The sequence below is a fragment of the Kitasatospora sp. NBC_01539 genome (assembly GCF_045040525.1).
GTDB lineage: Bacteria > Actinomycetota > Actinomycetes > Streptomycetales > Streptomycetaceae > Kitasatospora.
In genome coordinates this window covers 4,234,800-4,248,105 of sequence record NZ_CP109390.1, presented here as the reverse complement: position 1 = coordinate 4,248,105, position 13,306 = coordinate 4,234,800, and the positions used below count along the sequence as shown (strand labels likewise).

General features: G+C 73.7%; 12 protein-coding genes. 7 read left to right on the top strand and 5 right to left on the bottom strand.

Annotated features, from left to right (window positions below):
• Positions 1-11 precede the first annotated feature (11 nt).
• A complete protein-coding gene (locus tag OG335_RS18250) occupies positions 12-1,109 on the bottom strand; it encodes an FHA domain-containing protein (RefSeq protein ID WP_405012180.1) in 1,098 nt (365 codons plus the stop codon).
• A gap of 207 nt (positions 1,110-1,316) precedes the next feature.
• On the opposite strand from OG335_RS18250, the gene OG335_RS18245 reads away from it, so the two are divergent.
• The 4 genes from OG335_RS18245 (at position 1,317) to OG335_RS18230 (ending at position 4,550) form a co-directional block, all read left to right on the top strand.
• A complete protein-coding gene (locus OG335_RS18245) occupies positions 1,317-1,553 on the top strand; it encodes a hypothetical protein (RefSeq protein WP_405012179.1) in 237 nt (78 codons plus the stop codon).
• 10 nt (positions 1,554-1,563) lie between these two features.
• Entirely contained in the window at positions 1,564-2,844 is a 1,281-nt protein-coding gene (locus OG335_RS18240; RefSeq protein WP_405012178.1) for an amidase, read from the top strand.
• A gap of 42 nt (positions 2,845-2,886) precedes the next feature.
• Positions 2,887-3,510 carry a TetR/AcrR family transcriptional regulator gene (locus tag OG335_RS18235; RefSeq protein ID WP_405012177.1) on the top strand — a complete coding sequence of 208 codons (624 nt, stop codon included), beginning with the start codon at positions 2,887-2,889 and terminating at the stop codon, positions 3,508-3,510.
• A 104-nt stretch (positions 3,511-3,614) separates the two neighbouring features.
• On the top strand, positions 3,615-4,550 hold the full coding sequence (locus OG335_RS18230; RefSeq protein WP_405012176.1) for an alpha/beta hydrolase: 936 nt from the start codon (positions 3,615-3,617) through the stop codon (positions 4,548-4,550).
• 86 nt (positions 4,551-4,636) lie between these two features.
• Here the strand turns inward: OG335_RS18230 and OG335_RS18225 are convergent, their stop codons facing one another.
• Complete coding sequence (locus OG335_RS18225; RefSeq protein WP_405012175.1) at positions 4,637-4,873, bottom strand: DUF5302 domain-containing protein; 237 nt, start codon at positions 4,871-4,873, stop codon at positions 4,637-4,639.
• A gap of 338 nt (positions 4,874-5,211) precedes the next feature.
• Here OG335_RS18225 and OG335_RS18220 point away from each other — a divergent pair, with 338 nt between their 5' ends.
• Positions 5,212-6,036, top strand: a complete 825-nt coding sequence (locus tag OG335_RS18220) for an integrase (RefSeq protein WP_405012174.1) — start codon at positions 5,212-5,214, stop codon at positions 6,034-6,036.
• Between the two features lie 19 nt (positions 6,037-6,055).
• Here OG335_RS18220 and OG335_RS18215 read toward each other — a convergent pair whose 3' ends face one another.
• Both OG335_RS18215 and OG335_RS18210 read right to left on the bottom strand, forming a co-directional pair.
• A complete protein-coding gene (locus tag OG335_RS18215; protein ID WP_405012173.1) occupies positions 6,056-7,006 on the bottom strand; it encodes a pirin family protein in 951 nt (316 codons plus the stop codon).
• A gap of 121 nt (positions 7,007-7,127) precedes the next feature.
• A complete protein-coding gene (locus OG335_RS18210; protein WP_405012172.1) occupies positions 7,128-7,619 on the bottom strand; it encodes an SseB family protein in 492 nt (163 codons plus the stop codon).
• Positions 7,620-7,834: 215 nt separating this feature from the next.
• Here OG335_RS18210 and OG335_RS18205 point away from each other — a divergent pair, with 215 nt between their 5' ends.
• Both OG335_RS18205 and OG335_RS18200 read left to right on the top strand, forming a co-directional pair.
• Positions 7,835-9,664, top strand: coding sequence for an acyl-CoA dehydrogenase (locus OG335_RS18205; RefSeq protein ID WP_405012171.1), 1,830 nt, complete (start codon positions 7,835-7,837; stop codon positions 9,662-9,664).
• Between the two features lie 349 nt (positions 9,665-10,013).
• Positions 10,014-11,318 (top strand): M18 family aminopeptidase, encoded by a 1,305-nt coding sequence (locus OG335_RS18200; protein WP_405012170.1) that lies wholly within the window; start codon positions 10,014-10,016, stop codon positions 11,316-11,318.
• A gap of 111 nt (positions 11,319-11,429) precedes the next feature.
• Here OG335_RS18200 and OG335_RS18195 read toward each other — a convergent pair whose 3' ends face one another.
• The gene (locus OG335_RS18195; protein ID WP_405012169.1) at positions 11,430-13,244 is read right to left on the bottom strand and encodes an NHL domain-containing thioredoxin family protein; all 1,815 of its coding nucleotides are present in this window, start codon (positions 13,242-13,244) and stop codon (positions 11,430-11,432) included.
• Positions 13,245-13,306 lie beyond the last annotated feature (62 nt).

Genomic DNA, 13,306 nt, shown 5'->3' with positions numbered 1-13,306 from the left:
AGTCCCGCAGGTCAGGTGAACAGCCGGGTCGGTTCGGCCCCGTCGGTCTGGGCGAGCACCGGCAGGGCGAGGTCCTCGTCGGCGAACCAGCGGCGCCCGGAGACCCGGACGGTCACCGCGTCGCCCAGGCGCAGGGCGTCGCGCTCGCCCAGCACGACCTCGCCGCCGGGTTCGAGGGCGCGTGGCACGGCGCCCTGCTCCCCGCGCTCGACGACGGTGCCGTTGCCGGAGCCGAGGTCGACCGCGGTGATGCGGGGCCCGCCCGGTGCGGCGGTGAGGTTCAGCATCAGGTGGCGCCGGCTGACCCGGCCGATCGCGGGCGACTGCCGCAGCTCCGGGGCCTCCAGGTTGATGCCGTGCGCCAGCCGGCCGCGGCCGAGCAGCACGGGGGTGTCCTGGCACAGCGGGAAGCGGACGAGCTCGGTGCCGCTCGCCGCGTCCGAGACGACCAGCGAGCGTACGGCGCCGCGCGGGCCGGCCTCGGTGAGCGGGCTGTTGCAGGCCGGGCAGAGCACGGCGCCCTGCGCGGTCAGCGTGGGCCAGTCCAGCAGGTGGTCGGGCCAGAGCAGGGCCCGCAGGCAGCGGGGGCCGCTGCAGCGCCAGTGGCTGCGCAGCACCCGCAGGTGGGCGGGGTCGCGGACGTCGATCCGGTGCGGCCACTTGAGGCTCTTGGCCTCCACGGCGCGGGAGATCTGCTGGTCGGGGACCTCGCGGATGCCGCTGGGTCGCAGGACGAGCCGGCCGCCGCGGAGGTCCCAGCCGAGGAACCGTTCGGCCGCGCCGGGGATCCAGGGGTGGTCCCGGCGCAGGTCGAGGAACTGGTCGCCGCTGACGACGTACCACCGCCGGTCCCGGGCGAGGCGCAGCAGTTCGGGGTCGGCGGTCGGGGCGAGGGTCATCGCGCCGGAGGCGAGCAGGGCGTCGAAGCGGGACCGTTCGGCCCGGCCGATCTGGTGCCGGAGCGAGCGGTCGGCGATGACGGTCAGCGGCGCGTGGGGGCCGAAGCGGCGCCGCCACGCGTCCTGCACGGCGTCGAGCCGGGCGAGCCGGGGGATCCCGGCGCCGAGCGGCGGGATCCGCGCGGACCAGCACACGTTCGAGAGGTCCACGGCGCCGCCGGCCGGGACGCCTTCCGGCGTGCGGGCAGGTGCATCTGACGCTTCGTCCACCGCTCCCCCTGGCCTTCGGTGCCGGTCTCGCATGCTAGCCGCCGTCCCGGGCGGGCGGGAAGGTCCAGGTCCGGTCACCGGCGGTCACCGCCGTCCGGATTGCCGGGTGTGCGGGCTCGGCGGAGCATGGGCGGCATGATGCACCGGATGCTTGCGGAGTACGGCCCCTCCGGCCCTGCCGGCGGGGTGAAGACCTGGCACATCGTCCGCGAGGGCGCTGCGGTCGGCCTGTGCGGGCGCGAACTCGACATGTCCGCACCGCAGCGCGACCCGGGCCTCTGGGACCGCACGCCGAGCCTCAACTGCCACACGTGCGGGGCGGTCTTCCTGCGGGAGGCGCCGTACGTGCCGGGCGAGCACGAAGAGGGGTGGCCCGCGTCGTAGCGTGGGCGGCATGGAGCCGATGACGCCGCTCGTGCCCGCAGCCGCCCGTCTGCGGGCGGGCGATCCGCCGCTCGACGAGCACGTCGAGCGGCTCTGCACCCGTATCGACCGGGTCGATCCCGGGGTCCGTGCGTTCGTGCCGGAGCCGGGGCGCCACGACCGGCTCACGGCGGACGCCCGGGCACTGGCGGCCCGCCACCCGGTGGCGGCGGGGCGCCCGCCGCTGTACGGCGTCGCGGTGGGCGTGAAGGACGTGGTGCACGTCGACGGCCTGCCCACGCACGCCGGGTCGGCGCTGCCGCCCGGGGCGCTGGCGGGCCCGGAGGGTGCGCTGATGGCTCGGCTGCGGGCGGCGGGCGCCCTGGTGGCGGGCAAGACGGTGACGGCGGAGTTCGCGGTGCTCGCGCCCGGTCAGACCCGCAACCCGCACGACCTGGCGCACTCCCCGGGCGGTTCGAGCAGCGGTTCGGCGGCGGCCGTCGCGGCCGGCCTGGTGCCGCTGGCGATCGGCACCCAGACGGTGGGGTCGATGATCCGGCCCGCCGCGTACTGCGGGGTGGTGGGGTTCCGTCCGACGTACGGGCGGATGCCGGTGGACGGGGTGATCGCGCACGCGCCGACGCTCGACACGACGGGCTGCTACGCCTCGGACGTCGCGGGGGTGGTGCTCGCCGCCTCCGTGCTGTGCGACGACTGGCGTCCGGCCGGTGCGCCGGGTGCCCCGGTGCTGGGCGTGCCGGTCGGCCCGTACCTCGCGGAGGTCCGGCCGGAGGCGCTGGCGGCCTTCGAGCGCACCGTCGCGGGGCTCGGCCTGCCGGTGCGCCGGGTCGATCCGTTCGGCGACTTCGAGGCCGTCCGCCACCACCTGCTCACGATCATCCGGTACGAGCTGGCGCAGGGGCACGCCGATCTCTTCGCCCGGTTCGGCGGCCTGTACCGGCCGGAGACGGTGGCGGCGATCCGGCAGGGCCGCGGGATCGACCGCGCCGACCACGCGGCGGCGCTCGCGGCCCGTGCCGACTTCCGCCGCAGGCTGGCCGGGGTCACCGCGGCCCGGGGCGTCGACGTGTGGGTCACCCCGGCGGCGACCGGCCCGGCCCCGCGCGGTCTGGACTCCACCGGCAGTGCGGTGATGTCGCTGCCGTGGAGCCTTGCCGGGCTGCCGGCGGTGTCGCTGCCCGCCGGGCGGCTGGAGGGTCTGCCGCTGGGCCTGCAGTGCGTCGGCGCGGAGGGCGGCGACGAGCGGCTGCTCGCCCACGCGGCCGTGATCGAGGGGTGCCTGGCGGCGTAGGCTGGCCGCCGACGGCGAGGCGGACAGGGACCGGAGGACGCGGTGACGGCGACCACGGACGGGCGGGTCCAGCGGGGCAACGAGACCCGCCGCGCGGTGCTGCTGCGGGCGGTGGAGGTGGCCTCGGTGGAGGGCCTCGACGCGCTGTCGATCGGGCGGCTGGCGGGCGATCTGGGGCTGAGCAAGAGTGGCGTGTTCGCGAGCTTCGGTTCCAAGGAGGAGCTGCAGCTGGCGGCCGTCCGGGCGGCGCAGCGGATCTTCCACGACGCGGTGATCGCCCCGGTGGACGCCGTGGCACCAGCTCCGGGCCTGGCCCGGCTGCACGCGCTCTGCGACTCCTGGCTGACGTACTCGCGCGGCCGGGTCTTCCCGGGGGGCTGCTTCTTCTACGCGGTGTCGGCCGAGTACGACGCCCGGCCGGGTCAGCTGCGGGACGCCCTGGCGGCGTCCGGGCGGGCCTGGGAGGAGCACCTGCGGGACATGGTGCGGGCGGCGCGCGCGGCGGGTGACCTGTCGGCGGGGACCGACGCGGAGCTGCTGGTCTTCGGCCTGATCGGGTTGCTGGAGGCGGCGAACGCGCAGGCGCTGCTGTACGGCGACGACACGCGGTACGACCTCGCGGCGGCCGGTGTGGCGGCACTGCTGCGCGGGGCCGCCGCGGCCTGACGCCCCCGGGCCTCCGGGCGGGCCTTCGGCGCCTGGCCGTGAAACTGCACGAACGGTCGTGCTAAATTTTGCTCCACGGGTCCGCCACGTTCCGGGGAGTCACCATGGACCGCTCCACCGCCCTGCTCGGCAGGGCTCTCAACGGCACCGCCCTGATCGCCCCGCCCCTCGCCGGCCGGGCCGCCTTCGAACTCTTCCGGCACCCGATCCGGCGCAGCCGCGTCCGCAGCACGGAACGCGAGGTCCACGACCGGGCCCGGCTGTCCGTGCTCGGCGTCGGCGGCAGCCCGGTCACGGTCTACCGGTGGGGCGACGGCACCCGGCCCGTCCTGCTCGTGCACGGGTGGCGGTCCCGCGCCTCGCGTTTCGCCGGCTTCGTCCCGCGGCTGCTCGACCTCGGCCTCAGCCCGGTCGCCTTCGACGCCCCCGGCCACGGCGACTCCGGCGGCCGGGCCACGACGATCCTGGAGTACCGCGAGATCATCGCCCGCCTGCACGCGGGCCACGGGCCCTTCGAAGCCGTCGTCGCGCACTCCTTCGGCGTCAGCGCCGCCTTCCTCGCGCTGCGCGAGGGAGTGCCGGCGGGCCGTCTGGTGGCGATCTCCGGCGTCGCCGAGTTCCGCTTCCTGGTCGACGGCTTCCGGCAGCAGCTGGGCCTCGGCGACCGCCTGGAGCGCGAACTCACCCGCCGGATCGAGCGCGTGCTGTTCCCCGCGGAGGAGGCGCTGTGGGAGCGGTTCGACGCCACCCACCGCCCGGCGGAGATCACCCCGCGCATCCTGGTCGTGCACGACGAGGACGACGACGTCGTGCCGATCGGCCAGGCGCACCGGCTGAAGGCCGCGTACGGCGACCGGCTGGACCTGCTCACCACCCGCGGGCTAGGCCACCGCCGGATCCTCACCGAGCCCGGCGTGCTCGACAACGCCTTGGGCTTCCTCGCCGAGCCGCCGCCGGGCCCCGCGCAGGTGCTGCTGCCCGCCGCCGCGGCCGCGCCGCACCGGCTGCCCGCCGGGCCGCCGGCCCCTCCGGCCGCCTGACCGCCCTGTCGCCGGACAGGGCGACGGACGCACGGCGGCGGGCAGGCCCCGGGGGGGAGCCTGCCCGCCGCCGTGCGAACGTGCTGTCAGCCGCCGCTCTTGCGACGGAAGGTGCGCTTGCCGCCCGCGGCGCCGTGCGTCCCGTGGATCTTGGACTCCCCGCCCGGCCCGCCGCCGGCGTTGCCGCCGCCGCCGTGCTTGCGCTCCAGCGCTGCGAGGAACTTCGCCTTGACGTCGTCGGGCGCCGCCTCGGCCGCCGGTGCGTCGACCTGGGCGGCCTCGGACTCCGGCTGCTCGGCGGTTGGGGCTGCTTCCTTGCTCATGACGCGACCTCCGGTACGGGGCCCCGGGAGCGGAGCCGTGTGCAGTGCACACCCTGCCATGCCGGGAGGCACCCGAGGTCACTCATTTCCGTTCGTCGGGGAACCGCGGCCCGCCGATCAGGTAGAGCAGGGCCAGCGTCGGGAAGAAGAACGACGCGATCACGAGGACGAAGAACTGCCAGACCATCACGGCACTCCAGGGAACGGGACCGGCTGATCCCCCGACGGTATGCCCGGCCCCGGGCGGTCGCCACCGCGCGCCGGGGCGCACGCCGGTCCGACCGCGAAGGCCGGTCCGACCCCTGTTCGGGGCGGGCTGCCGACCGCAGACTGGGCGGATGCAGGTACAGCTCGCCGGAGAACCGTACGGGCCGGGCCGCGAGAGCGAGGACTTCGCCGCCGCCTCTGCCGAAGCCATGGTGCTGCTGGACGGGTCCAGCATGCCGGAGACCCTGGAGTCCGGGTGCCGCCACGGCACCGCCTGGTACGCCAGAAGGCTCGGTGTGCACCTCCTCGCCCGGCTCACCGACCGCGCCGACCGGACGATCGCGCAGTGCCTGGCCGACGCCATCGCCGAGACGGCCGCCCTGCACGGCGGCCGCTGCGACCTCGCCAACCCCAACACCCCGGCGGCGATGGTCGTCGCCGCCCGCCTGTCCGGCGGCTCGCTCGAATACCTCGTGCTCGGCGACTCGCTGCTCGTGCTGCACCCGCGCAACGGCGGCGCACCGCGGGTCATCGGAGACAACCAGCGCTTCCCCGGCGGCGAACTGCTGCGTCGGCAGATCTGGACGACCGTCCCCGGCAGCGCGGAGCGGGCCGCCCTGTACCTCGCGTACGCGCAGGCCGTGCGGGCCGCCCGCAACTCCGGCCACGGCCCGTGGATCGCGGCCGCCGCACCGCAGGCCGCCGCGCACGCCGAGACCGGCTTCGTGGCGCTGGACGAGCTGCGGGGCGTGGCGGCGCTGACCGACGGCGCCGCCCGCTACACGGAGCGGTTCGGCCTCGGCAGCTGGTCGGACGTGCTGCGGCTGCTCGCGGAGTCGGGGCCGGCCGAGCTGATCGCCCAGGTGCGGGCGGTCGAGGCGGCCGACGCCGACTGCACGCGCTGGCCGCGGGGCAAGCGCTCGGACGACGCGTTCGCCGTGTACGCCCGGCTCTGACCCCGCGGCCGGTGCCCGGTCAGGCGATCGGGTGCCCGAACGAGCCGGACTGGAAGTCCTTCATGGCCTGCTCCAGCTCGCGGTGGCTGTTCATCACGAACGGGCCGTACCAGGCGACGGGCTCCCGGATGGGCTGCCCGCCCAGGACGATCACGTCCAGGTTGGGGTGGCGCGAGTCCTGCACGGCGTCGGCGGAGAGGGTGAGGGTGTCGCCCTCGCCGAAGACGGCGGCCTGGCCGGTGTGCACCGGGCGGCGCTCGGCGCCGACGGTGCCGTCGCCGTTGAGCACGTAGACCAGCGCGTTGAAGTCGGGCCGCCACGGGATGGTGATCTCGGCACCGGGGGTGAGGCTGGCGTGCAGCAGGGTGATCGGGGTGTGCGTCGCGCCGGGGCCCTGGTGGCCGTCGAGCTCGCCGGCGATCAGCCGCAGGATCGCGCCGCCGTCCGGGCTGGAGAGGAGCTTGACGTGGCCGCCGTGGATGTCCTGGTAGCGGGGCCGGGTCATCTTGTCGCTGGCCGGCAGGTTGACCCACAGCTGGATGCCGTGGAACAGGCCGCCGCTGAGCACCAGCGACTCCGGCGGGGTCTCGATGTGGAGGATGCCGGAGCCGGCGGTCATCCACTGGGTGTCGCCGCCGCCGAGGTGGCCGCCGCCGCCGTGCGAGTCCTTGTGGATGAACTCGCCGTCGATCAGGTAGGTGACGGTCTCGAAGCCGCGGTGCGGATGCCACGGGGTGCCCTTGGGCTCCCCGGCGGCGTACTCCACCTCGCCCATCTGGTCCATCATGATGAACGGGTCGAGGAACTTCGTGTTGATCTTGGCGAAGGCGCGGCGGACGGGGAATCCCTCGCCCTCGAAGCCCTCGGGCGCGGTGACGACCGTCAGCACCGGCCGACCCGCCGTGGTGGCGGGGTCGGGGGTGGCGACGCGCGGGAGGGTCAGCGGGTTCTCGACGGTCACGGCGGGCATGTCGGCCTCCTTCGGGGTTTCTGGCCTACGTCCTGAAGATTAGTTCAATCCTCAACCACATGCAAGTTGAATATTGAACTATGTGGTGAGGGGTCGGGGCGGCCGCCCTCCGGGGCGTCGGTCAGCCGTACATCCGGCGCATGGTGAAGTCGACCATCTGTTCGACGGCCTTCGCGTCGAAGACCATCCGGTGCTCGCCCTCCATGTCGAGGGCGAAGCCGTAGCCGGTCGGCAGCAGGTCTAGCACCTCGGCGCCGGTGACGCTGAAGTGCTTGGACTCCTTGCCGGCGTACCGCCGCAGCTCCTTGAGCGAGCTGAACATCGGGATCACCGGCGTCGGGGTGTTGTGCAGCGCGAGGAAGCCGGGGCGCTCGCCGCGCGGGCAGTGCACCTTGGAGGTGATGAAGATCGCCTGGAAGTCCTCGACCGGCATCGATCCGGTGGTGAACGCCCGGACCGCGTCCGCGAGCGACGGCGGCGAGGGCTCGGGGTAGAGCGACTGCTGGGCGCCGGCCTGCTGGGGGTCGCCGTACGGGCCGGGGCCGGGCATGCCGTTCATCCCCGCCTGCTGCTGGTAGGGGTCCTGGTATGCGGTCTGCTCGTAGCCGTACACGGGTCAAGGCTAGCGGGCGGGACGGCCTCGCAGGGGAGGCGTATCGCACAATCCGGGTGCCGCTGCGGTTGTGGGACGTGACCACCTTCATAAGGCTTTGCCGTGAGAGGGCTTGAACAAAGTTACCGCCGGGTAGCATCATGGTGCGTACTGGTGGGTAAGTGGGGCGCTCGAACGGCGGGCCCACGGCAAGCAGACGAACCGGAGAAACGGTCATGGGTCACTACAAGTCCAACCTGCGGGACGTGGAGTTCAACCTGTTCGAGGTGTTCGGCCGCGACCAGGTGTACGGCACCGGTCCGTTCGCCGACATGGACGTCGACACCGCGAAGAACATCCTCAGCGAGATCTCGCGCCTCGCGGAGAACGACCTCGCCGCGTCGTTCACCGAGACGGACCGCACCCCGCCGGTCTTCGACCCGGAGACCAACACGGCACCGGTCCCCGCCGCGTTCCGGAAGAGCTACCAGACCTTCATGGACGCCGAGTGGTGGCGCCTGGGCATCCCGGAGGGCATCGGCGGCCAGGTCACCCCGTCCTCCCTCGTCTGGGCCTACGCCGAGCAGGTGCTGGGCTCCAACCCGGCGATCTGGATGTACTCCTCCGGCCCGGCCTTCGCCGGCGTCGTCTACGACGAGGGCACCGAGGAGCAGCAGAAGGTCGCCCAGCGCATGGTCGAGGGCCTCTGGGGCGCCACCATGGTGCTGACCGAGCCCGACGCGGGCTCGGACGTCGGCGCCGGCCGCACCAAGGCGATCAAGCAGGAGGACGGCTCCTGGCACATCGAGGGCGTGAAGCGCTTCATCACCTCCGGTGAGCACGACATGTCCGACAACATCATCCACCTGGTGCTCGCCCGCCCCGAGGGCGGCAAGCCGGGCACCAAGGGCCTCGGCCTCTACATCGTGCCGAAGTACGACTTCGACTGGGAGACCGGCGAGCTCGGCGAGCGCAACGGCGCCTACGCCACCAACGTCGAGCACAAGATGGGCCTCAAGGCCTCGAACACCTGCGAGATGACCTTCGGCGCCAAGCACCCCGCCAAGGGCTGGCTGCTCGGCGAGACCGTCGACGGCATCCGCCAGATGTTCAAGATCATCGAGTTCGCCCGCATGATGGTCGGCACGAAGGCCATCGCCACCCTCTCCACCGGCTACCTCAACGCCCTGGAGTACGCCAAGGAGCGCGTGCAGGGCGCGGACATCTCCAACTTCATGGACAAGACCGCCCCCCGCGTCACCATCACCAACCACCCCGACGTCCGCCGCTCGCTGCTCCAGCAGAAGGCGTACGCCGAGGGCATGCGCGCCCTGGTGCTCTACACCGCCTCCGTCCAGGACGACCTGCTCGCCGCCCGCCTGCGCGGCGAGGAGGACAAGGCCGCCGAGGGCCTCAACGACCTGCTCCTGCCGATCGTCAAGGGCTACGGCTCCGAGAAGTCCTACGAGCAGCTCGCGCAGTCCCTGCAGATCTTCGGCGGCTCCGGCTACCTGCAGGAGTACCCGATCGAGCAGTACATCCGGGACGCCAAGATCGACACCCTCTACGAGGGCACCACGGCCATCCAGGGCCAGGACTTCTTCTTCCGCAAGATCGTCAAGGACGGCGGCCAGGCCCTCACGGCCGTCTCCGAGCAGATCCAGAAGTTCATCGCCGGCGGCGAGGGCGGCGACGCCCTGGCGGCCGAGCGCGCCCTGCTCGGCACCTCCGCCGGCGACCTGGAGGCCATCGTCGGCAAGCTGCTCGCCGACCTCACCTCCGTGCAGGAGGACACCAAGAACATGTACAAGGTGGGTCTCAACACCACCCGCCTGCTCATGGTCTCCGGCGACGTCGTGATCGGCTGGCTGCTGCTCCGCCAGGCCGCCGTCGCGCTCGCCAAGCTGGAGGCCGGCGCCTCGGAGAAGGACATCCCCTTCTACCAGGGCAAGGTCGCCGCGGCCCGCTTCTTCGCCCGCAACATCCTCCCCACCACCGCCCCGCAGCGACTCATCGCCGAGGCCGTGGACAACGGGATCATGGAGCTCGCGGAGGAGGCCTTCTGAGGCCCCTGAAGTCCACCTGACACACCCTCGGCGAAGCGGGGTCCGGCACTGCCGGGCCCCGCTTCGCCATGCTCCGGGACCGGTCGGACCCGCCCCGCCGGCCTCCCGTCCCGGCCACCGCCTTCACGGCAACACCCTTCGCACCCGGCCGAGTTCACGCACCAACGGCCGGTCGGCGGCCCTCACCCGGGCAGGTCGGCGAGCGGACCGTACGGTTCCCGTCCTGGTGTCCTCACCATTGGGTCACCGTTTTTGAGTTCCCCGTGTCATGTCCGTGTACGGGCATATGCTCAGAGGCGGAGCCGGGACCCCCATCCGGCGTCCCGACCTCCCTCAACCCAGGAGCAGCATGTCGACCGCCGCCCGCCCGGCCTACTTCGACCGGACGCACACCGACGATCTGATCGCCTACCTCAGCGCCGCGCCGTCGCCGTACCACGCCGTCGCCGCGTCCGCCGAGCGGCTGGAGAAGGCGGGCTTTCGGCAGGTCAGGGAGACCGACGCCTGGGGGGCGGAGGCCGGCGGCCGCTACGTCGTCCGGGGCGGCGCGCTGATCGCCTGGTACGTCCCCGCGGGGGCGGGGCCCGAGACGCCGTTCCGCGTGGTCGGCACCCACACCGACTCGCCGAACCTCCGCGTCAAGCCCATCCCCGACACCGGCGCGGCCGGCTGGCGGCAGGTCGCCGTCGAGATCTACGGCGGCGTGCCCCTCAACACCTGGCTCGACCGCGACCTCGGCATCTCCGGCCGCCTCGCCCTGCGCGACGGCACCGCCCGCCTCGTCCTGATCGACGAGGCCCTGCTGCGCGTCCCGCAGCTCGCCATCCACCTCGACCGCGCGGTCAACGAGGGCCTCAAACTCGACAAGCAGCGCCACCTCACCCCGATCTGGGGGATCGGCGAGGTCACCGAGGGATCCCTCGTCGCGTACGTCGCCGAGCGGGCGGGCGTCCCGGCCGAGGACGTCGTCGGCTGGGACCTCATGACGCACGACGTGCAGCCGCCCTGCTACCTCGGCAAGGACCGCGAGCTGCTCGCCGGTCCGCGCCTCGACAACCTGCTCTCCGTGCACGCGGGCACCGCCGCGCTCGCCGCCGTCGCCACCGAGGGCGGCGCCGGACTGCCCCACATCCCGGTGCTGGCCGCCTTCGACCACGAGGAGACCGGCAGCGAGTCCGACACCGGCGCGCAGAGCCCGCTGCTCGGCAACGTGCTGGAGCGCAGCGTCTACGCGCGTGGCGGCACCGTCGAGGACCGCGCCCGGGCGCTCGCCGGCACCGTCTGCCTCTCCTCCGACATGGGCCACGCCGTCCACCCCAACTACAGCGAGCGGCACGAACCGGGCCACCGCCCGATGCCCAACGGCGGCCCGATCCTCAAGGTCAACGTCAACAACCGCTACGCCACCGACGGCCTCGGCCGGGCCGTCTTCGCCGCCGCCTGCGAGAAGGCCGGCGTGCCGTGGCAGACCTTCGTCTCCAACAACGCCATGCCCTGCGGCACCACCATCGGCCCGATCACGGCCGCCCGGCTCGGCATCACCACCGTCGACTGCGGTATCGCCGCCCTCTCCATGCACTCCGCGCGCGAGCTCTGCGGCGCGGACGACCCGTACCTCCTCGCCGGCGCCCTCAAGGCGTTCATGGAGGGCTGACCCGCGGTCCGCACGGGCAGGAGAGGGCCGCAGGCCGAGGCTCCGGCACGACGAGGGGGCCGCCCGGCCGGGCGGCCCCCTCGTCGTGCGTCCGTGCTCAGCCGGCGCCGGTCACTCCATGCCCGCCAGCACCAGCGGCAGACGGCTCGCGCCGCCGACCGTCAGCCGCACCGGCACGCCCCAGTCCTGCTGGTGGACGTGGCACGCCGGGTACTCGATCGCCGGGTCGTCGTCGCAGGACGCCGCCATCGCCGAGACGTGCAGCACGCCCTCGGCGACCGCCTCGTTCAGCACGAGCTCCCGAGAGAGGTCGGTGTCGGGGCCCGCACCGGAGAGCAGCAGCTCCGGCGGGGTCGCGCTCACCAGCAGCCGCGTCGACGGGCCGTAGCGCTCGTCCAGCTTCTGCCCGGACGGGGCCTGGAACACCACGTCCAGCTGCAGGGCGCCGGGTGCGACCTCCGTCGCCGCCCGCTGCGTCCGGTGCGCCACCGACTCGACCTGCACGGCCTCCTCGGGCAGCCGCAGCCGCGTCAGCCGGTGCCGGGCCGACTCCACCACCACGATGTCGTCGCCCACCAGCACCGCTCCGGACGGCTCCCGCAGGTCGGTCGCCAGGGTGGAGACCTCGCCGGTGGCCGGGTCGAACCGGCGCAGCGCGTGGTTGTAGGTGTCGGAGATCGCCACCGAGCCGTCCGGCAGCGCGGTCACCCCGAGCGGGTGCTGCAGCAGCGCCTGCCCGGCGGCGCCGTCGCGGTGCCCGAAGTCGAAGAGACCGGTGCCCACGGCGGTGTGCACGCTCCGCGTTTCACGTGAAACCCAGCGCACCGCCGAGGTCTCCGAGTCCGCGACCCAGAGCCGCTCGCCGTCCGCCGAGACGGCCAGCCCCGACGGCTGCGCGAACCACGCCTCCGCCGGCGGCCCGTCGACCAGGCCCTCGTTCGTGGTGCCCGCCGCCACGCCGACCGTGCCGGCCGCCGGGTCGTACGCCCACAGCTGGTGCACACCGGCCATCGCGATCCACACCCGGCCGTCGAACCACGCGACGTCCCACGGCGAGGAGAGGTCCACCTCGCGCGCCGCGCCGTCGGTCGGCGAGCCCTGCCACCACTGCCGGCCGGTGCCGGCCAGCGTCGTGACACCGCCGTCCGACAGCCGCACACCGCGCAGCGCGTGGTTCACGGTGTCGGCCACCACCACGTCGAAGCCCAGGCCCTCCGGCACCAGCGCGAGGCCCTGCGGCTCGCTGAACCGCGGCGCGGTGCCGTCGACCAGCCCGCGCTCGCCGTCGCCGATCCGGCGCACCACCGTCTCGCCGTCCTCGGCCAGCTCCACCAGCGAGTGGTGCCCGGAGTCCGCGACCAGGAAGTGGCCGTCGGGCAGCCGCACCGCCTTGCCGGGGAACTTCAGGTCGCCGGCCTGCGGCTCCGGCGCCACGTACGGGCCGTCACCGCGCCGCAGCGTGCCCTTCGCGGCGTGCTCCGCCTCCAGCTCCTCGACCAGCGCGGCGATCGCGTGTGCGTGTCCCTCGCCGGCGTGCTGCCCGACGACGTACCCCTCCGGGTCGATCACCACCAGCGTCGGCCAGGCCCGCACCGCGTACTGCTTCCACGTCGCGAGCTCCGGGTCGTCGAGCACCGGATGGTGCACCTCGTACCGGGCGACCGCGTCCACCACGGCCTGGTGGTCGGCCTCGTGGACGAACTTCGGCGAGTGCACGCCGATGATCACCACGGTGTCGCGGTGCTTCTCCTCCAGCTCCCGGAGTTCGTCCAGGACGTGGAGGCAGTTGATGCAGCAGAAGGTCCAGAAGTCGGCAATGACGATCTTGCCGCGGAGGTCCGCCAGCGACAGGTCCTTGCCGCCGGTGTTGAGCCATCCGCCCTTGCCCGCCAGTTCGGGGGCGCGTACGCGTGCACGAGAAGCCATAACCCCATCAAACCGCACCACGGGCATCCGCATTCCGGACCGGCGGCACGGGACGGCGGGAC